The organism is Vibrio mediterranei (assembly GCF_013364395.1).
GTDB classification, from domain to species: domain Bacteria; phylum Pseudomonadota; class Gammaproteobacteria; order Enterobacterales; family Vibrionaceae; genus Vibrio; species Vibrio mediterranei.
On record NZ_JABXGK010000008.1, the window covers coordinates 826,942 to 845,756 of the forward strand.

An 18,815-nucleotide genomic window follows, 5' to 3' on the forward strand; every position below is an offset into this window, starting at 1 on the left:
CGTTACATTCGAAAAATGCCAAATTCACTATCGAGGATAGGAGCGTTATCAGTAGCATGCAATGCAAGTGTCAAAATACGGCGTGTGTCTTTGGGATCGATAATGCCATCGTCCCAAAGCCTAGCACTGGCGTAATAGGGATGGCCTTCATTGTTGTAGCGGTCGACGATATTTTGTTTGTAGCTTAGCTCTTCCTGTTCAGGCCATTGTTGATTCTGACGTTTCTTCACTTCACGTTTTACTTGAGTGAGTACGTTGGCCGCTTGTAATCCCCCCATCACTGAGATACGCGCATTTGGCCACATCCACATCATTGTTGGGTCGTAGGCTCGGCCACACATGCCGTAATTGCCTGCGCCATATGAACCCCCAATGATGATAGTGAACTTGGGCACATCGGCACATGAGACCGCCATGACCAGTTTCGCGCCATGTTTTGCTATACCGCCTTCTTCATATTGCTTGCCGACCATAAAACCGGTGATATTCTGAAGAAACAGCAGCGGGATTTTACGTTTGGCACACAGTTCAACAAAATGCGCGCCTTTTTGGGCTGACTCGGAAAATAAGATGCCGTTGTTGGCAACAATTCCAATGAGTCGTCCATCAATTCGAGCAAAACCACAGACTAAGGTTGCTCCGTAAAGTGCTTTGAACTCGTCAAATTCAGAGTCATCGACGATTCGAGCTATCACTTCACGAACATCGAAAGACAGTCTTAAGTCACTGTTTACAATTCCGTATATCTCGGTTGGGTCATAACTAGGTGACCCGGTCTTTGTCGCGGTGTGATCTGCTGGCAACGTATTGTTTGTGTTAGTGCTTGAAACGGCTTGTCGTGCTAACTCCAAAGCATGTTGTTCGTTGTGGGCATAATAGTCAGCGACACCGGACTTTTTACAGTGTACGTCTGCACCACCAAGTTCTTCATCGGTCACTTCTTCTCCGGTCGCTGCTTTTACAAGAGGGGGGCCTGCGAGGAAAATCGTACTTTGATTTTTGACCATAATAGATACGTCAGCCATAGCGGGAACATACGCGCCGCCAGCGGTACATAGGCCGAGAACCACAGCGATTTGCGGTATGCCTTTTGCCGACATTCGAGCTTGATTAAAGAAAATGCGTCCGAAATGATCCTTGTCTGGAAATACTTCGGCTTGGTGAGGCAAATTTGCTCCCCCAGAGTCAACAAGATAGATACAGGGAAGGTGGCATCGCGCCGCTATTTCTTGGGCTCGAAGGTGCTTTTTGACGGTCAGCGGGTAGTAGGTTCCGCCTTTAACGGCGGGATCGTTAGCAATGATCATACATTGAGTGTTGCAAACCGTACCAATTCCAGCGACGACTCCTGCACAAGGTACTTTGTCCTCGTATACCTCCCATGCTGCAAATTGACCAATTTCAAGGAAATCAGAATGCTGATCGAGCAGGGCATCAATACGTTCGCGAACCGGAAGCTTTCCTTTTGCACGTTGACGTTGAATGGCTTTTTCGCCACCGCCTTCCGCGATGGTTGAAAGGTCGGTTTCAAGCTGTGCCACAAGCGCATTCATTGCTTTTTGGTTTTTTAGATAAAGCTCTGAATTGGGTTTCACTTTACTGACAATTTTAGTCATAAATCCCTCCGCTATTGAGACTCTTGGAATAGCTCTCGGCCGATAAGCATGCGGCGGATTTCTGATGTGCCGGCACCGATTTCATATAGCTTAGCGTCACGCAACAAACGTCCTGCTGCATATTCATTGATATAGCCATTCCCGCCTAACAATTGGATCGCATCTAACGCCATTTGTGTTGCAAGCTCAGCGTTGTAGAGAATGACACCAGCAGAATCTTTTCGAGTAATTTCGCCTCTATCGCAAGCGCTGGCGACCGCATACAAATAGGCACGTGCAGCATTGCAGCGTGTATACATATCAGCGAGTTTTGCTTGGACCAATTGAAACTCACCAATAGAGCGGCCGAACTGCTTTCGTTCGTGAACGTAGGGGACAACCAAATCAAGGCAGGCCTGCATGATGCCTAGCGGACCCGCTGCTAGCACGACACGCTCGTAGTCAAGCCCGCTCATCAGTACTTCAACACCGTGATTGATTTCCCCTAGAACATTTTCTAAGGGTACTTTGCAGTTTTGAAACACAAGTTCGCAGGTGTTGGAGCCTCTCATGCCAAGTTTGTCGAGTTTTTGTGCGTGGCTGAATCCTTCGAATTGTTTTTCAATAATGAAAGCAGTAATGCCGTGTTGAGCCGCTGAAGGTTCAGTCTTGGCATAAACCACAACCACATCCGCATCTGGGCCATTGGTAATCCACATCTTGCAGCCATTAAGCACAAAGTGGTCACCGTGTCTTTCTGCGCGAAGCTGCATGCTTATGACATCTGAGCCTGCATTTGCTTCACTCATCGCTAATGCACCAATGTGAGTACCATCAACGAGTTTTGGGAGGTATTTTGCCCGCTGGGCATCATTACCATTTCGAAAGATTTGATTAACGCAAAGGTTGGAGTGAGCGCCATAGCTGAGGGCAATGGAAGCAGAAGCGCGGCTGACTTCTTCTAGAGCGATAACATGAGCAAGATACCCCATGGCAGCACCACCATATTGCTCGTCAACGGTTACGCCGAGTAGACCCATCTCACCAAGCTCTTGCCAGAGGTGGTTTGGAAATGCGTTATCCGCATCTACTCGTGCAGCGATAGGGGCGATGCGTTCGCGAGCAAAAACACTGACATGCTCGCGCAGTAAGTTGATGGATTCATCAAGCCCAAAGTTCAGTGGGCTGTACTGACTAATCATAGAACCTCCCTTTATCTGGAAGAGACTCTACATCCTGTTACTTTGGCAATGAATCACAGCGTCAGAAGCAATTAGCTTGTTTTCTGCTTTCCTAAGGCTTCTATACAACGTTTCTTTGCCACAGATAAGTCTTCCAGTAGTGCATTAATGTCTTCAAGTTGGCGTTGTAAAACCGCTTCTTTTTCATCAATGATGTTTAGCATTTGCGTGAGCTGATGCTCTCCCTGATGTGTATCATAAAGCTCAAATAACTCGCGTATCTCCGCAAGAGAGAACCCAAGTCTTTTACCGCGCAGTATTAACTTCAAGCGAATCTTGTCTCTTCGTTGATAGATTCGCATCGTGCCTTTACGGTCAGGTTGTATTAATCCTTCATCTTCGTAAAAACGAATGCTGCGAGTTGTTACATCAAATTCTTTTGCGAGCTCGCTGATCTTATAAGTTTCCATCGGTTACTGCTCTCCGAACTATGTTTTGGTCAGGCTTCGCGACCACTGCATTAATTTTAAAAGTCATTACCCAGTCGTTTGATGTAGTGATGTCCGACATTGGCGTAATGAAAAAATGATACGTTATTAAGTTGTTTCTTTACGTTTACGTAAATGTTAGTGCTATGCTTACTCATACGTCAAGGAAATAGTCGAGAATGCAGTTTAAAGACCAACGTCGTCACAAGGGCACAAGGAGAGAGTAATGCATCAACGAGAAGTCTGGATTGTCGCTGCAAAACGAACACCGATGGGACGGTTTCAAGGTGAACTGTCGTCATTCACTGCTCCACAGTTGGGAAGTGCTGCGATAAAGGCGGTGTTGAATAATGTTGCTTTAGACCGATCTTCCGTTGATGAACTCTTGATGGGATGTGTGTTGTCTGCTGGGTGTGGTCAAGCGCCAGCGAGACAGGCTGCTCTAGGCGCTGGAATAGCGGAGTCGGTTCCTTGTACCACGATTAATAAGGTATGCGGCTCTGGCATGAAAACGGTAATGCTTGCCCATTCGTTGATTCAATTTGGCGAGGCAAACTGTGTGGTCGCTGGTGGTATGGAAAGCATGACCAACGCGCCTTACTTGTTGCCCAATGCAAGACAAGGGATGCGAATCGGGCACAAGTCTGCCTACGACCATATGTTTACCGATGGTTTAGAGGATGCCTATGAAGGCAAGCTAATGGGCGTTTACGGACAAGCTGTCGCGGATGAGCTTGGTTTCTCTCGTGAGCAAATGGACCGTTGGGCGACCATGTCTGCAGAGCGTGCGCTCAATGCCCAGCAACAAGGTTTATTTCGCAGCGAAATAGCGCCACTCGATAACAAGCGATATGGGCCCATTAATGATGACGAACTTCCAAAAACCATCAAACTCGACAAAATTCCAACGCTCAAACCCGCCTTTAGTCAACATGGCACTATTACCGCAGCGAACTCAAGTGCTATCTCTGACGGAGCGGCTGCGCTTCTACTGATGGAAAAAGAGCAGGCTATGGCTCAGCAGCTCAAACCTTTAGCCATTATTAAAGGACATGCATCGTTTGCCAGAAAGCCTAGTGAATTTACCCTGGCCCCCGTTGGAGCTATCAAACAGTTACTTACTAGACTCGAATGGCGCGTGGATGACGTGGATGGATGGGAGATCAATGAGGCGTTTGCTGTCGTCACGCAAATAGCGGTGAATCATTTTAAATTGGATAGCGACAAAGTGAATGTGAATGGAGGAGCCTGTGCGTTAGGTCATCCTCTTGGTGCAAGTGGCGCACGAATATTGGTTACTCTAATTCATAGTTTGATAGCAAAACTAGCGGATTCAGAGAGCGAGAAAAGCTCGCTCAAAGGTGTAGCTGCATTGTGTATTGGTGGTGGGGAAGCGACCGCAATAGCTGTGGAAATTCCACGTTAATACGGAGAGGGAGATCATGAGTGAGAAAGTGCCTTTGTTTATCGACGGTGAATGCCGTCAATCATTAGCATCTGAATGGCTAGACGTCACCAATCCAGCGACCAATGAAATCATTGGCTCGGTACCAGTCACGCTAGACATTGAGATGCAGCGTGCTATTGAAAGTGCCTTACAAGCGCAAAAGGATTGGAAAGACGTACCTGTTTCTGAACGCGCGCGAGTGATGCTTCGTTATCAGCATTTACTCAAGGAACATCATGATGATATCGCTGAATTGCTTTCAAAAGAGACAGGCAAAACATTGGCGGATGCCAAGGGAGATGTTTGGCGTGGCATTGAGGTCGTCGAGCAAGCCGCCAATATTGCCAGCAATATGATGGGAGAGACCGTCGAGAATGTAGCGACAGACATAGATGGCTATTCTATTGTTCAGCCTCTTGGCGTTTGCTGTGGCATTACGCCTTTTAACTTTCCAGCCATGATTCCGCTTTGGATGTTTCCTATTGCGATTGCGGCCGGAAACAGCTTTATCCTCAAACCCTCTGAACAGGTGCCGCTAACATCCATAATGCTCGCCGAGTTATTTCAGCAGGCGGGTGCACCTAGCGGAGTTCTTCAAGTGATTCACGGTACTAAGCCTCAAGTGGATTATTTGCTGAAACATCCGGATATCAAAGCCATATCATTTGTAGGCTCGGTACCGACCGCTCAATACATCTATCAAGTAGGCACTCAATACCACAAACGGGTTCAAGCATTTGCAGGGGCTAAAAATCATATGGTGGTTATGCCGGATGCAAATAAAGCTCAGGTAATAAATAACCTTGTAGGAGCATCCGTCGGCGCGGCGGGGCAGCGATGTATGGCGATTTCAGTCGCGGTATTTGTTGGTTCCTCTAAGCAATGGATAGCCGAACTGAAAGTTGAAATGGCGAAGATTAAACCTGGACCCAAAGAGGATCCTGAAGCTGCTTACGGTCCATTAATCAGCCAACAGGCTAAGCAGCGAGTTTTGTCATTTATTGAGGAAGGTAAGCAATCTGGAGCAATATGCGAACTCGATGGTAGTCACTGTAGAGTAGATGGCTATCCCAATGGCAATTGGGTTGGCCCCACCTTATTTAGCGGTGTTACGACTGACATGTCTATCTACCAACAAGAAATTTTTGGTCCGGTTTTAGTGTGCGTTGAAGTGGATACGCTCGAACAGGCGCTTGAGCTAGTAAATCGAAATCCCTACGGTAACGGTACGTCAATTTTCACTGCTAGTGGTGCTGCCGCAAGGAAATATCAACACGAAGTGCTTGTCGGTCAGGTAGGGATCAATGTTCCTATTCCCGTGCCACTACCATTTTTCTCTTTCACCGGTTGGCGTGGGAGTTTTTATGGTGATCTGCATGCTTACGGTAAGCAAGCCGTAAGGTTCTACACGGAAACCAAAACAGTCACCTCGCGTTGGTTTGACGATGATATTCCTGATGGGCCTAATTTGACGATTCAACTTAAGTAGTTTCACTGCGGAAAATCGCAGAGTGATTAAGTCATGACAGTGGATGGTGAGGTAATGCTATGGATTTTGAACTGAATGAAGACCAACGAGCGTTTTCGGAGACGGCTTTTCAGTTTGCCAATGAGCACTTAATGCCTAATGCAGCACAATGGGACGAAGAATGTATCTTCCCTAAAGACGTGTTAAAGCAAGCAGGTGAATTGGGCTTTTTGGCATTGTATACACCAGAGCAAGAAGGTGGCTTAGGATTAAGCCGCCTTGACTCGTCTATTGTGTTTGAAAAGCTAAGCATGGGTTGTACCTCCACCACGGCTTTTATGACCATCCACAATATGGTGACATGGATGGTAGCCAGTTTTGGTACGGAAGAGGCTAAGCAGGCGTTTTGTCCTAGTTTAATTAGTGGAGACTGGCTGGGGTCTTACTGCCTAACGGAGGCAACGGCGGGCTCAGACGCGGCTTCTCTGCTGACAACTGCTACGAGACAGGACGACAGTTACATCATTAACGGTTCAAAAGCCTTTATCTCAGGAGGTGGAGAGACCGATGTACTAGTGGTAATGGCAAGAACGGGGGAAACCGGTGCTAAAGGTATTTCGGCATTTGTTGTACCTGCACATTGTGATGGGATCAGTTATGGGCGCAAAGAGCCTAAGATGGGCTGGAATAGTCAACCAACGCGAGCCATCACATTCGATAACGTTGTTGTCCCTGCGACATATCGCTTGGGTGAAGAGGGGCAAGGCTTCACCTTTGCTATGAAAGGTTTGGATGGCGGGCGAATCAATATCGCGACTTGTTCCGTAGGAACGGCACAGCATGCGTTAAACCAAGCTGCTCAGTATCTCCATGAACGAAAGCAGTTTGGAAGGAGTTTGAGTCAGTTTCAAGCCTTACAGTTTAAGTTGGCAGACTTAGCAACGGAGCTGGTTGCGGCGAGACAGATGGTACGTTTGGCGGCATTTAAACTCGATAACCAACATCCAGATGCGACAACTTATTGCGCGATGGCGAAACGATTTGCTACCGACGTTGGATTTAACGTGTGCGATGGTGTGTTGCAACTCTTTGGCGGTTACGGATACATCAAAGAATATTCGCTTGAGCGTCATTTCAGAGACGTCAGAGTGCATCAAATCTTAGAAGGGACCAACGAGATCATGCGTATGATCATCGCAAGACGAGTCCTAAGCGACGCATTCGCTATTGAGTAACGCATTCAACACGGAGAAGACAAAATGTCAGAGGTCAGTTCGATTCCTTATACCATTGATAATCACGTGGCTGTGTTAACCATGCACAATCCACCTGCCAATACGTGGACGTGTGAAAGCTTAGTTCGTCTTAAACAGCTGATATTTGAGCTAAACGATAACAAAGATGTTTATGCGCTGGTTATCACCGGCAACGGAGACAAATTCTTTTCCGCCGGTGCTGATTTGAAGGTTTTTGCTCAAGGGGATAAAGAAAGTGCCTGCACCATGTCAAGAGTGTTCGGAGAAGCGTTTGAGGCGTTGGCCCGTTTTCGCGGCGTATCAATTGCCGCTATTAACGGCTACGCAATGGGAGGCGGTTTAGAGGTAGCGCTCGCTTGTGATATTCGAATTGCAGAGCAACAGGCCGTTTTAGCACTTCCGGAAGCTAAAGTTGGTTTACTACCTTGTGCGGGGGGAACGCAAAATCTTACGGCTCTAGTAGGTGAAGGTTGGGCAAAACGAATCATTTTGTGTGGAGAGCAAGTGTCGGCACAAAAAGCACTGGATATACGATTGGTTGAAGAGCTTGTCGAAAGGGGTAAGGCGTTGTCTGTTGCGGTAGCATTGGCAGAGCAAGTTGCTCATCAATCACCGAGCTCGGTAACGGCATGTAAGGCATTGATTCAGTCAAATCGCCACGATTTTATTTCTCATGGTTTAGTCAAAGAACGAGAACTGTTCATCCGATTGTTTGATACTGAAGATCAGCGAGAAGGGGTGAATGCTTTTCTAGAAAAAAGGCCACCCGAATGGAAGAACAGCTAGGAGAGCAAAATGTCAGATACGGTTAACTTTCAAGAAATTCCTTGTGGTGAAGGTGGTTATGTTATCGCAGTTGCCACTCTAGACAATAGCGCCTCATTGAATGCACTTACTCACAATATGATTGTGTTACTAAAACAACAACTTGAACAATGGCATCAGGATGAGCGAGTTGTGTGTGTCGTGTTGGATGGTGCGGGAGAAAAGGCATTTTGCGCTGGTGGCGATGTCAGAGCCATGCACACTATGATGAAGACACAACCCGCGGATGTGGCCAAAGCGTATTGCGAGCAGTTTTTTAGCGTGGAATATGAATGCGACTACCTCATTCATAGCTACTGTAAGCCTATCATTGGTTGGGGGGACGGCATTGTAATGGGCGGAGGAATGGGGCTTTTTATGGGAACTAGCCATAAGGTTGTCACGCCTACATCACGCTTAGCCATGCCAGAAATCAGCATCGGTCTGTTCCCCGATGTTGGCGCTACCTACTTTCTTAATCAACTTGAAGACCGCTTGGGCCTGTTTTTAGGACTGACAGGCGTCATGTTTAATGCCACGGATGCGATGGACATTCATATGGCAGATCACCTAGTTGCCCCAGATGCAAAAGAGAAACTGATTAATCAATTGCAGGAAACCGATTGGAGCTGCGTTGACGACAGTTACGAATTTCTCTCTGAGTGCTTGGAGAAATTGGCCGAAAAAGATGACACTAGTTTACCAGCATCACAGTTGAAACCACGTTTGGATGAAATCTGTGCAGCGTGTAACGCCACTGACATTGGTAGTGCGTTTGCCAACATTATGGCGTTACCGGGTAACGATAAGTGGTTGGTGGCGGCAAAGCATAACCTGTCACAAGGCAGCCCTATCACAGCTCACATCTGCTTTCGACAAATCAACGATTATAGTCATTTAACACTTGCAGATTGCTTTCGACTCGAACTGATTCTTGGTGTTAGGAGTGCGACATTGGGGGAGTTTGAAGAGGGGGTGCGTTCACGTCTAGTTGACAAAGACGGCGCACCGCATTGGAAGTATCCAAACATTAACTCAGTTAATAAAGCCGTAATTGACGAGTTGTTTACCTCATTGTGGCGAGAGCAAGAACATCCGCTATTTCAGCTTGGTCGGGTTTAAGGAGAAGCGCTATGAATCAGTCAGAATGTAATACCATTGCGTTTGTTGGGCTTGGTAACATGGGCAGCCCTATGGTGGAAAACCTGTTAAAAGCGGGTTTTTCCGTCAATGTCTTTGACCTTGTCCCTGAGCTTGCTAAGCAGCTTGAGGCTGTCGGTGCGAAGGCATTTATCAGCCTAGAAGCTGCGGTTGAAAATGTTGATGCTGTAATAACCATGCTTCCTGCAGGAGAGCATGTGCGAGCGGTGTATTTAGGTGACCACCATGGAGGAGAAGGGCTACTCAAACTGGTAAAACCGGGTACATTCCTTATAGATTCTTCGACAATCGAGCCGGATTCCGCAAAGTTAGTTGCTAAAGAGGCGACCAAAAATGGATTGAGTTTTGTTGATGCGCCTGTCTCTGGTGGCGTAGCTGGTGCCAAGGCTGGAACGCTTACATTTATTGTTGGTGGAACTGATCAAGCGTTTGAAACCTCCAAACAAATCTTGGCTCATATGGGTAAGAACATATTTCATGCCGGACAAGCTGGCGATGGCCAAATGGCTAAAATTTGTAATAACTTGTTATTGGGTATTGTAATGTCCGGCACCTGCGAAGCCTTAAGCCTTGGTATCGATAACGGTCTCAACCCTGAGGTACTCTCAAATATTATGCAACAAAGCTCTGGAAGAAACTGGGTTTTAGAACTATATAACCCTTGTCCGGGAGTAATGGAATCCGCTCCAGCGAGCAATCAGTACGCTCCGGGCTTTATGAGTAAGTTGATGTCAAAAGACTTGGGGTTAGGGATGCAGGCAGCGGCTAATAGCCAATCGGCTGTTCCTATGGGCGCATTAGCGCGTAATCTCTATGCATTTCATAACAATAATGGCAATGCAGAGTTAGATTTCTCCAGTCTGTTTGAGTATTTTCGTAGTGAAAGGGAGAAGTAGATGGAACTGAAACAGAGCGTTATCGCCATTACTGGTGCTGGCCAAGGATTAGGTCAAACAATGGCGACAAGTCTCGCACAACAAGGAGCGCATCTCGCATTAATGGATGTGAACCTTGAAGCGTTGGCACAGACCAAACAGTTGTGTGAGGATTTAGGGGTTAAAGCACAGATCTACCAAGTTGACGTGACCAATGAAGAACAGGTGGAATCTGTATTTAGTGACATTGTCACTGATTTTGGTGCGCTAAATGGTTTAATCAATAATGCCGGTATTCTTCGTGATGGCATGCTAGTTAAAGCGAGAGATGGTGAGATATCTAAGATGTCTTTAGACCAGTTCAACTCGGTCATTAACGTCAATCTCACCGGTACGTTTTTATGTGGCCGTGAAGCCGCAGTAAAAATGATCGAAACGGACTCAAGAGGTGTGATTATCAACATCTCAAGCGTGTCGAGGGCGGGAAACATGGGGCAAACCAACTATGCCGCTTCTAAAGCGGCGGTGGCGACCATGGCTTCTGTTTGGGGGAAAGAACTTGCGCGATATGGCATTCGCGCTGCTGCCATTGCTCCGGGTGTCGTTGAGACATCAATGACCGCGCAAATGAAGCCAGAAGCTCGTGAAAGACTTGAGCATATGGTTCCCGTAAGGCGAATGGCCGATCCGTCAGAGATCGCTCATACGGTGCGTTTTATACTTGAAAATGAATACGTGAACGGTCGTGTCATCGAAGTGGATGGCGGCTTAGTGATTTAACCGCCTTTGTTCTCATTGACGATTACATAGCTTGATAATTTGGACCGCCACCGCCTTCTGGTGGGGTCCATTTTATATTGGCTGATGGGTCTTTAATATCGCAAGTCTTGCAGTGCAGACAGTTACTGGCGTTGATTTGCAGCTGTTTGCGACCTTCCACCTCAATAATCTCATACACACCAGCAGGACAATAGCGCTGACTAGGCTCGTCAAACTGTGGAATATGGCTATCGGTGACCACATTGACATCGAGAAGATGCAGATGACACGGTTGATTCTCTTTATGCTGGGTACCAGACAAATAAACCGAAGAGGGTTTGTCAAAACTCAATACGCCATCGGGCTTTGGGTAGCTAATGCTAGAAACGCTGCCTTTATGTGCGAACTGTGAATGATCGTCATTAGCATCAGTGACTGTCCAAGGAATCGGACGTTTGAATAGACGGGTCCACACATTTTGCTCGAGCACATTGAGCATGCCCCCTAGAGGTTCGCCAAAACGATGCAAGTTAGCGCCAAAGTTTTGTGTGTCGCTGAGTTCTTGATGGAGCCAAGATGCTTCAAACAAGGTTTGATAATCCGCTTCATTATGCGCGCATCCCTTCGCGAGTTGCTGATAAACCGCCTCGGCAGATAACATGCCGGACTTCATTGCAGTATGAGTGCCTTTTATTTTGCCCATGTTCAGTGTGCCAGCGTCACAACCAATGAGCAGCCCTCCAGGGAGTTGCTGTTTGGGGAGCGAACGAAGACCACCTTTAGCGATGGCTCTTGCACCAAACGAGATACGTTCTCCATCATGAAGGTATTTCGCAATGGCTGGGTGGTGTTTGAAGCGTTGAAATTCGTCAAAGGGACTTAGGTGAGGGTTGGTGTAATTAAGGTCGACAATAAGACCTACAGCGATTTGATGATTGTCCAAGTGGTAGACAAAGGTGCCTCCTGTGGTTTTAGAGTCGTGCAAGGGCCAACCGACGCCATGAATGACTTTGCCTTTGGCGTAGTGGGCCTGCTCATAGGGTAGTTGCCAAACTTCTTTGAATCCAAGAGCGTAATGCTGTGGCTGCTTGCCCTGATCGAGCTTAAATCTATGAATAAGTTCCTTGCCTAAATGGCCACGCGCACCTTCAGCGAAAATGGTGTACTTACCTTTTAATTCTATTCCTGCTTCAAACGTGCTTTTTTGTTTTCCTTGCTTATCTAATCCCATATCTGAAGTACAAACACCAACTACTGCGCCTGTATCTGAATAAAGAACGTTCTGCGCTGCAAAGCCAGGAAAGATTTCAACGCCAAGGCGTTCTGCCTGCTCTGCAAGCCATTGACACAACAAGCCAAGACTGATGATGTGATTCTCTTCGTTGTTGTGTAGGGTGGCTGGCGTCAGAAATGGCGGTATGTTTAGATGATTGTACTGGGTAGTTAGATAGATGAAGTCATCTTGCTGCACAGGATTGTTCACAGGTGCGTTTAGCGATTGCCAGTCAGGAATAAGCTCATCAAGCGCTCTGGTTTCAAACACAGCACCAGAGAGAATATGAGCCCCAACTTCGGCACCTTTCTCAATGATACACACTGATAATTCAGCGTCGTTTTGTGAGGCTAGCTGTTTAAGATGAATGGCACAAGCAAGACCCGCTGGGCCAGCTCCAACAATAACCACGTCAAATTCCATGCACTCTCTTTCCATGTTCACCACCTAATTTTACCAAATGGGCCCATTTCGGAACTCTACGTATAACTATAGTGCAGTTGACGTAAACGTAAACTTTACTAAGCTCAAATAATAACCATTAGGCTTGTTCGTTCTATTCAAGGAGTCGGTATGAAGGTGTTAGTTGCTGTAAAGCGTGTCGTTGATCCCTATGTGAAAGTTCGTGTCCTTAAAGATGGTAGTGGCGTTGAAACCGCTAACGTAAAAATGTCGATGAACCCTTTCTGTGAGATTGCTGTGGAAGAAGCCATAAGACTCAAAGAATCAGGTTCTGTAAACGAAGTGATTGTGGTGAGTATTGGTGATAAGGCAGTGCAAGAAACGTTGCGCAATGCCCTTGCTTTAGGAGCTGACAGAGCGATCCACATAGAAGCGGCAGCATCACCTGAGCCTCTAGCAGTAGCAAAAATCTTGAAAGCGATGGTTGAGCAAGAACAGCCAACACTGGTTCTACTAGGCAAACAATCGATCGATACGGACAACAATCAAGTTGCGCAAATGCTAGCGGCTCTGACGAGTAGACCCCAAGGAACGTTTGCCTCGCAAGTCATACTGTCGGGTGAGCATGTTGAAGTCACTAGAGAGACAGACGGGGGACTGGAGACCTTGAAACTGACATTGCCAGCCATCATCAGCACTGATTTGAGGTTGAACGAACCTCGTTATGCGTCCTTACCCAACATCATGAAAGCTAAACGCAAGCCACTCGATGTTATCGATGTTGATTCATTAGGCGTGGATTTGATGCCAAAACATCAGGTGATAGAAGTCTTGGCACCCAAAGCGCGTCCAGCAGGCGTGAAAGTCGCAACTGTGGATGAGCTGATCGATAAGTTAACGAATGAAGCAAAAGTACTTTAAGCCGGTGAGTATCAAGGAGAAAGGATTATGAATACGCAAATTCTTGTTATTGCAGAGCACGATAACCACAGCGTAGCGCTTGATACCTTTAAAACGCTATCCGCAGCAGCGCAAATAGGTGAAGACATTTCGGTGCTTGTCATGGGGTATCAATGTCAGGAGGTAATAGAGTGTATTGGCCAATGCGATATCGTCAAGCAGGTGATCGTCGCAGACAATGAACAATTTAGTCATTTACTTGCTGAGAACGGAGCGCCAATAGCGGTGCAGCTTGCCAAAGACTTTACACATATTTTGGCTCCAGCGACGACATTTGGGAAAAATCTGCTACCACGTATTGCTGCGCTGCTCGACGTCGGCCAGCTATCTGATGTCGTGGAAATTGTGACGACAGATACGGTTATCCGTCCAATCTATGCAGGTAACGCGCTAGCGAAAGTGAAGTCGACAGAGGAAAAAATACTCATGACGATACGCGGTTCGGCGTTTGAAGCAGTGGGGCATGACCCCGCGAATCAAGCGACAGTGATAATGGTCGGTGGTCATGATGTTGAGAATGGTCTTTCTGCATTTGTCTCTCAGCAACAAAATGAAAGTGAGCGCCCTGAATTGGCGGCTGCTCGTGTTGTTATTTCAGGTGGGCGTGGCGTAGGCAGTAAAGACAACTTTACTTTGGTGGAGCAGCTCGCTGATAAACTCGGTGGTGCTATTGGTGCGTCGCGAGCTGCGGTTGATGCGGGATTTGTTTCTAACGACCTGCAAGTCGGCCAGACGGGTAAAATAGTCGCGCCAGATTTGTACATTGCTATCGGTATTTCAGGTGCAATCCAACATATGGCAGGGATGAAAGACTCTAAAGTGATCGTCGCGATAAACAGTGATCCTGAAGCACCCATTTTCCAAGTTGCGGACTATGGATTAGTAGGGGATTTGTTTGACATTATGCCGGAGCTTATCGACAAAGTACCTTAAGAGCTTAGGTTAAAAACAAAGTCGCTACTTTGCTGTTAGGACAATTCCTACAGCGCGTATGAGGTTGGTTGTTACTCGATAATGTATTTCTAATATATTGAATAGTAAAGACTATTTTGCTCTTAAAAATGAATTGGTAGAGAAGTTGTTTTCGGGCGCTAACTTTTTGTTATGAATATCGTCGATTTCGTATAGGATGCGCCACCCGCAGTTTTTCGTCGGCAACGACTAGGCATACATGTCCGCCAATTCTCTCTATACTGATCTTTCTGGTTACTACGACCTAATGTGTGTCGATATTGATTACCAAGCGCAGAGTCATAACGTAAAACGATTGCATCAATTGTTTGGAAACCAAGGAAATACTCATCTTGATTTAGCATGTGGCACTGGCCCTCATGTTCGTCACTTTATTGATTATGGTTATCAAAGTAGTGGTTTGGATATCAATCAACCTATGTTGGATTTCGCGTCGGTTAGATGTCCGGAAGCTCAGTTTTCGCTGCAAAATATGAGCGAATTTACGGTTACACAGCCACTTGATTTGATTACCTGTTTTCTCTATTCGATTCACTACTGTGACGGGATAGAAAGGCTTAAACAGTGCATCAATAGTGTATTCAATGCTCTGTCCGTCGGTGGCGTGTTTTGCTTCAATGCGGTTGATAGGCTAAAAATTAATAACCATTCTTTCGTTCAGCATTCCGCAGAGAGCGAAGGCAGTAAATTTACGTTTCGTTCAGGTTGGTATTATGAAGGCCAAGGTGAGCGTCAGGCGCTTAAGCTTAACATTGAAAAAACCACAGGTGACGAAACACAAAGTTGGTTTGATGAACACCCGATGGTGGCTTTCACTATCCAAGAACTAAAAGCACTAATAGAACCGCTATTCGAGGTGCACCTGTTTGAACATGATTATGAAAAAATCACGCCTTGGGATCAGCAATCGGGCAATGTTCTAGCGGTTTGCATTAAGAAGTAGCAGCCTCGTGCTAGGTTGCATCGAGAGTAAATAAATCAAAGCTCGTTAAATATGCAACCTAGCTATCATATTGAACACCCTTAACTTGAAGCGAGTGCACTTCGCTTGCAGGATAATGCACTCTGTTTTAAGTCACTAAGGAATGTTTGATGGCTGGTATTACCGAACTAGAGCAGTTATTGAGCTCTATGAGTCCATGTCTTCTCGAAGACGAAGTCGTATTCTGTCATGTGAAAGGGGCGCTTAAGGAATATACAAAACTTGAGTTGATTGCTACCTTCATAGAAACGGAAGGCCTCACACTTGTCCTACCTAAAGCCGAAGCGGTAAAAGCGAAGTTGAGTTTTGAGTCAGTATTTCAACAAATTACGCTTAATGTTCATTCTAGCCTTGAAGCTGTAGGTCTAACCGCAGCCGTCGCATCAAAATTGGCGGACAGAGGCATTAGTGCCAACGTCATCGCTGCCTACTATCACGACCATATTTTCGTGCCATCACTAGAAGCTCAAAAAGCTTTACTAGCTTTACAAGAGTTTAGTGACGACAAATCCAGCAAGGATGGAGCATCTAATGACCGCTGCCATTAGAGCTAAAGCCGTTTGCCTTTTTCGACATAACGGAAAGGTGTTACTTGCAGAAGGTTACGACCCTGCAAAAGACCAGCACTACCTGATCCCCGTTGGTGGTGGCATTGAGTTTGGCGAAACGTCGCGAGAGGCCGCTGAACGAGAAGTAAAAGAAGAAATCGGCGCAGATGTAACGTCCCTTGAACTTCTTGGCGTTAGTGAGAACCTCTTTACCTTCGATGGACGCTCTGGACATGAGATTGTGTTTGTCTATCAGGGGCGATTTGTTGATCAAGGTTACTATCAAAAGACGCATATCGATGGGATTGAAACTAATGGAGTGGAATTTGTCGTTAAATGGGTTGAAGAAAGCGAGCTACTGGCAGGAAAGATACCGATTTATCCAGAAGGTATCTCAGAGATGTTACCAACGTAAGGAATGAAAAGAAGAAAGGACGCTGTTTTGTATCAATTATATTATTACCCTAACAATGCGAGCTTGGCGCCGCATCTTTTGCTTCATCATATGAAGCTTCCCTATGAACTGCTCTTGGTGGACAAAAAGGAGAAGGTTCAAAAGTCTGCAGATTATTTAAAGCTGAATCCTGCGGGACGAATTCCTACTCTTGTAGCGAACGGTCAGGCTATTTTTGAAAGTCCAGCGATTTGTATTCACCTATGTGAAAGTCACCCCGAACACAAGTTGATTCCGGCGATTGGGAGTCCGTTGCGTCCGCTATTTTTTCAGTGGTTAACCTATTTAAACAATACACTGCAAGCCGAATTGATGGTGCGTTACTATCCACATCGTCATACCAATGATGATTCGACCATTCCCAATCTCTTGTCGGCCCAAGACGAGCGTATTGCAGAGGCGCTGGGCATTATTAATGATCAGCTTGAGGGTAACGAATACCTATTAGGTGCAAACATTTCTGCCTGTGATTATTTCTTATTTATGCTGGCAGAGTGGTCACTCCCTGTAGAAAGAAATCCAATGACGTATGCTCATTTGGCGGATTATCTACAAAGATTGTCTACTAACCCAACGATTAAAGCAGTCAGTGAAATAGAAGAAATAGACCTTTCTCCATTTATCAAAGGATATTACAAATAACGGGATAGCCGGATAGACTAATAAGGAATTACACATGAAACAAAGGACGTTTTCATCATGGCTGCATACTGAACTGCCAATCATTCAAGCGCCTATGGCCGGAGTGCAAGACAGTAAGCTTGCGATAGCAGTAAGCGAAGCTGGTGGTTTAGGCTCCATACCTTGTGGCATGCTTTCTAAAGAGCGTATTGTAGAAGAGTTAGAGTCCATTACATCAGCGACCGATAAACCATACAATCTTAATTTTTTCTGCCACTTAATGCCTAACTTTGATCAAGAACGCCAAGCTCAGTGGCGTAATCGACTTGCACCCTATTTTGAAGAGTTGAAACTCGATATTGCCATTCAACCTAGCATGGCAACGCGCATGCCATTTAGCGAGGATATCGCTGATGCTATTGAAGCATTTAAACCTCCTTACATCAGTTTCCATTTTGGGTTGCCGAACAAGGCTCTTTTAGAACGAGTAAAAAGCTGGGGGACATGTATTTTGTCTTCGGCGACTACCGTCGAAGAGGCGGTTTGGTTAGAGACAAACGGGGCGGATGTGATTATTGCTCAAGGAGTGGAAGCGGGCGGTCATAGGGGAATGTTCCTAACGGATGATCTTGATACTCAATTACCGGTCGAAGATCTTATCAAGGAAATTGTTGATAATGTTACTGTACCCGTCGTGGCGGCTGGAGGCATCAGCACTGCTGACAAGGTTGAACACGCGTTTAACATAGGTGCTGAGGTAGTTCAGGTGGGGACCGCATTTCTATTGTGCGATGAGGCCACGACATCGGCGTTACATCGTGATGCTATCAAAAGCACTCAGTCTCAGCATACTGCAATTACCAATGTATACTCGGGGCGACCGGCACGAGGAATAGTCAATCGTGCAATGAGGGAGCTTGGTTTTGTAACACAGGAAGCACCGCAATTTCCCTATGCGTCTATCGATATCACGCAGCTCAGAGGACAGGCAGAGCAGCAAGGTAGCGCAGACTTCTCACCGCTTTGGTGTGGAGAAAGCACTGACGGTTGTAAAGAAGTATCGGCAGAAAAGATACTCAGAGATCTCGCTAGAGTCTGAGTAATTAACGTAATATTGCGATAAACCTTATTTATTCATAAACCATGGCTATTAATAAACCCGAATTACTATAGAGAAACCACAATGGATTACGACCAATTCAACGAATTTTGCGGCGCTTTCCCAGCGACCAGTCATGTTATTCAATGGGGTGATGCTCATGTCTGGAAGGTCGGTGGCAAAGTCTTCGCTATTGGGGGCTGGAACAAAGAGAGCGGGGCAGCGTTTACTTTCAAAACGTCGGATTTGAATTTTGAGTTTCTTAGTGACAGTGAAGGCTATCGGCCTGCGCCATACTTTGCGAGTCGTGGAATGAAGTGGATACAGCAGGTGGAGACATCTGGTCGACTTGACGAAGAATTACAATATTACCTTAAAGAATCATATCGGTTGGTGGCGTTAGGTCTAAGTAAGAAAAAACGTGGTGAGCTAGGTATCGTGATTGACGACTAACTCACCCCGTTTAACGT

General features: G+C 46.2%; 19 protein-coding genes. 15 read left to right on the plus strand and 4 right to left on the minus strand.

Annotation, left to right across the window (positions count from 1 at the left end):
• Positions 1-2 precede the first annotated feature (2 nt).
• From HOP38_RS20775 to HOP38_RS20785, 3 genes are all read right to left on the minus strand, one after another.
• Entirely contained in the window at positions 3-1,616 is a 1,614-nt protein-coding gene (locus HOP38_RS20775; protein WP_198558875.1) for a carboxyl transferase domain-containing protein, read from the minus strand.
• A gap of 11 nt (positions 1,617-1,627) precedes the next feature.
• Positions 1,628-2,797 carry an isovaleryl-CoA dehydrogenase gene (locus HOP38_RS20780; protein ID WP_198558876.1) on the minus strand — a complete coding sequence of 390 codons (1,170 nt, stop codon included), beginning with the start codon at positions 2,795-2,797 and terminating at the stop codon, positions 1,628-1,630.
• Between the two features lie 71 nt (positions 2,798-2,868).
• Complete coding sequence (locus HOP38_RS20785; protein WP_198558877.1) at positions 2,869-3,246, minus strand: MerR family transcriptional regulator; 378 nt, start codon at positions 3,244-3,246, stop codon at positions 2,869-2,871.
• A 244-nt stretch (positions 3,247-3,490) separates the two neighbouring features.
• Here HOP38_RS20785 and HOP38_RS20790 point away from each other — a divergent pair, with 244 nt between their 5' ends.
• Genes HOP38_RS20790 through HOP38_RS20820 form a run of 7 tightly spaced genes read left to right on the plus strand, consistent with a single transcriptional unit; the run spans position 3,491 to position 11,055 of the window.
• Positions 3,491-4,690, plus strand: a complete 1,200-nt coding sequence (locus tag HOP38_RS20790) for a thiolase family protein (RefSeq protein ID WP_198558878.1) — start codon at positions 3,491-3,493, stop codon at positions 4,688-4,690.
• A 16-nt stretch (positions 4,691-4,706) separates the two neighbouring features.
• Positions 4,707-6,200: a CoA-acylating methylmalonate-semialdehyde dehydrogenase gene (locus tag HOP38_RS20795; RefSeq protein ID WP_198558879.1), complete on the plus strand. Its 1,494-nt coding sequence runs from the start codon at positions 4,707-4,709 to the stop codon at positions 6,198-6,200.
• A gap of 59 nt (positions 6,201-6,259) precedes the next feature.
• Positions 6,260-7,414 (plus strand): acyl-CoA dehydrogenase family protein, encoded by a 1,155-nt coding sequence (locus HOP38_RS20800; RefSeq protein ID WP_198558880.1) that lies wholly within the window; start codon positions 6,260-6,262, stop codon positions 7,412-7,414.
• Positions 7,415-7,438: 24 nt separating this feature from the next.
• Complete coding sequence (locus HOP38_RS20805; RefSeq protein WP_198558881.1) at positions 7,439-8,221, plus strand: enoyl-CoA hydratase; 783 nt, start codon at positions 7,439-7,441, stop codon at positions 8,219-8,221.
• A gap of 9 nt (positions 8,222-8,230) precedes the next feature.
• Positions 8,231-9,361 carry an enoyl-CoA hydratase/isomerase family protein gene (locus tag HOP38_RS20810; protein WP_198558882.1) on the plus strand — a complete coding sequence of 377 codons (1,131 nt, stop codon included), beginning with the start codon at positions 8,231-8,233 and terminating at the stop codon, positions 9,359-9,361.
• 11 nt (positions 9,362-9,372) lie between these two features.
• The gene (mmsB, locus tag HOP38_RS20815) at positions 9,373-10,296 is read left to right on the plus strand and encodes a 3-hydroxyisobutyrate dehydrogenase (protein WP_198558883.1); all 924 of its coding nucleotides are present in this window, start codon (positions 9,373-9,375) and stop codon (positions 10,294-10,296) included.
• The gene (locus HOP38_RS20820; RefSeq protein WP_031493739.1) at positions 10,297-11,055 is read left to right on the plus strand and encodes an SDR family oxidoreductase; all 759 of its coding nucleotides are present in this window, start codon (positions 10,297-10,299) and stop codon (positions 11,053-11,055) included.
• Positions 11,056-11,077: 22 nt separating this feature from the next.
• Here the strand turns inward: HOP38_RS20820 and HOP38_RS20825 are convergent, their stop codons facing one another.
• Positions 11,078-12,745 (minus strand): electron transfer flavoprotein-ubiquinone oxidoreductase, encoded by a 1,668-nt coding sequence (locus HOP38_RS20825; protein ID WP_198558884.1) that lies wholly within the window; start codon positions 12,743-12,745, stop codon positions 11,078-11,080.
• Between the two features lie 135 nt (positions 12,746-12,880).
• On the opposite strand from HOP38_RS20825, the gene HOP38_RS20830 reads away from it, so the two are divergent.
• The 8 genes from HOP38_RS20830 to HOP38_RS20865 all read left to right on the plus strand — a co-directional run bounded on the left by HOP38_RS20830 (position 12,881) and on the right by HOP38_RS20865 (position 18,798).
• Entirely contained in the window at positions 12,881-13,630 is a 750-nt protein-coding gene (locus HOP38_RS20830) for an electron transfer flavoprotein subunit beta/FixA family protein (protein WP_198558885.1), read from the plus strand.
• Positions 13,631-13,657: 27 nt separating this feature from the next.
• Entirely contained in the window at positions 13,658-14,602 is a 945-nt protein-coding gene (locus HOP38_RS20835; protein ID WP_198558886.1) for an electron transfer flavoprotein subunit alpha/FixB family protein, read from the plus strand.
• A 238-nt stretch (positions 14,603-14,840) separates the two neighbouring features.
• Positions 14,841-15,584, plus strand: a complete 744-nt coding sequence (locus HOP38_RS20840; RefSeq protein WP_198558887.1) for a class I SAM-dependent DNA methyltransferase — start codon at positions 14,841-14,843, stop codon at positions 15,582-15,584.
• A 149-nt stretch (positions 15,585-15,733) separates the two neighbouring features.
• Complete coding sequence (locus HOP38_RS20845; RefSeq protein WP_198558888.1) at positions 15,734-16,171, plus strand: ACT domain-containing protein; 438 nt, start codon at positions 15,734-15,736, stop codon at positions 16,169-16,171.
• Positions 16,155-16,586, plus strand: coding sequence for an NUDIX hydrolase (locus HOP38_RS20850; RefSeq protein ID WP_031493779.1), 432 nt, complete (start codon positions 16,155-16,157; stop codon positions 16,584-16,586). Before HOP38_RS20845 ends, HOP38_RS20850 begins: the two co-directional genes overlap by 17 nt.
• 27 nt (positions 16,587-16,613) lie before the next feature.
• Positions 16,614-17,267, plus strand: coding sequence for a glutathione S-transferase family protein (locus HOP38_RS20855; RefSeq protein ID WP_198559365.1), 654 nt, complete (start codon positions 16,614-16,616; stop codon positions 17,265-17,267).
• A gap of 34 nt (positions 17,268-17,301) precedes the next feature.
• Complete coding sequence (locus HOP38_RS20860) at positions 17,302-18,345, plus strand: NAD(P)H-dependent flavin oxidoreductase (RefSeq protein WP_198558889.1); 1,044 nt, start codon at positions 17,302-17,304, stop codon at positions 18,343-18,345.
• An 84-nt stretch (positions 18,346-18,429) separates the two neighbouring features.
• Positions 18,430-18,798: an MmcQ/YjbR family DNA-binding protein gene (locus HOP38_RS20865; protein ID WP_031493777.1), complete on the plus strand. Its 369-nt coding sequence runs from the start codon at positions 18,430-18,432 to the stop codon at positions 18,796-18,798.
• Positions 18,799-18,815: the final 17 nt, after the last annotated feature.

What these genes read in the sequence shown, in the direction of transcription:
- HOP38_RS20840 (WP_198558887.1), top strand. Translation starts at nt 14,841, where the DNA reads ATGTCCGCCAATTCTCTCTATACTGATCTTTCTGGTTACTACGACCTA.
- HOP38_RS20830 (WP_198558885.1), top strand. Translation starts at nt 12,881, where the DNA reads ATGAAGGTGTTAGTTGCTGTAAAGCGTGTCGTTGATCCCTATGTGAAA.
- HOP38_RS20780 (WP_198558876.1), bottom strand. Translation starts at nt 2,797, where the DNA reads ATGATTAGTCAGTACAGCCCACTGAACTTTGGGCTTGATGAATCCATC.
- HOP38_RS20850 (WP_031493779.1), top strand. Translation starts at nt 16,155, where the DNA reads ATGACCGCTGCCATTAGAGCTAAAGCCGTTTGCCTTTTTCGACATAAC.
- HOP38_RS20865 (WP_031493777.1), top strand. Translation starts at nt 18,430, where the DNA reads ATGGATTACGACCAATTCAACGAATTTTGCGGCGCTTTCCCAGCGACC.
- HOP38_RS20785 (WP_198558877.1), bottom strand. Translation starts at nt 3,246, where the DNA reads ATGGAAACTTATAAGATCAGCGAGCTCGCAAAAGAATTTGATGTAACA.
- HOP38_RS20790 (WP_198558878.1), top strand. Translation starts at nt 3,491, where the DNA reads ATGCATCAACGAGAAGTCTGGATTGTCGCTGCAAAACGAACACCGATG.
- mmsB (WP_198558883.1), top strand. Translation starts at nt 9,373, where the DNA reads ATGAATCAGTCAGAATGTAATACCATTGCGTTTGTTGGGCTTGGTAAC.
- HOP38_RS20845 (WP_198558888.1), top strand. Translation starts at nt 15,734, where the DNA reads ATGGCTGGTATTACCGAACTAGAGCAGTTATTGAGCTCTATGAGTCCA.
- HOP38_RS20800 (WP_198558880.1), top strand. Translation starts at nt 6,260, where the DNA reads ATGGATTTTGAACTGAATGAAGACCAACGAGCGTTTTCGGAGACGGCT.
- HOP38_RS20810 (WP_198558882.1), top strand. Translation starts at nt 8,231, where the DNA reads ATGTCAGATACGGTTAACTTTCAAGAAATTCCTTGTGGTGAAGGTGGT.
- HOP38_RS20775 (WP_198558875.1), bottom strand. Translation starts at nt 1,616, where the DNA reads ATGACTAAAATTGTCAGTAAAGTGAAACCCAATTCAGAGCTTTATCTA.
- HOP38_RS20820 (WP_031493739.1), top strand. Translation starts at nt 10,297, where the DNA reads ATGGAACTGAAACAGAGCGTTATCGCCATTACTGGTGCTGGCCAAGGA.
- HOP38_RS20835 (WP_198558886.1), top strand. Translation starts at nt 13,658, where the DNA reads ATGAATACGCAAATTCTTGTTATTGCAGAGCACGATAACCACAGCGTA.
- HOP38_RS20795 (WP_198558879.1), top strand. Translation starts at nt 4,707, where the DNA reads ATGAGTGAGAAAGTGCCTTTGTTTATCGACGGTGAATGCCGTCAATCA.
- HOP38_RS20805 (WP_198558881.1), top strand. Translation starts at nt 7,439, where the DNA reads ATGTCAGAGGTCAGTTCGATTCCTTATACCATTGATAATCACGTGGCT.
- HOP38_RS20825 (WP_198558884.1), bottom strand. Translation starts at nt 12,745, where the DNA reads ATGGAAAGAGAGTGCATGGAATTTGACGTGGTTATTGTTGGAGCTGGC.
- HOP38_RS20860 (WP_198558889.1), top strand. Translation starts at nt 17,302, where the DNA reads ATGAAACAAAGGACGTTTTCATCATGGCTGCATACTGAACTGCCAATC.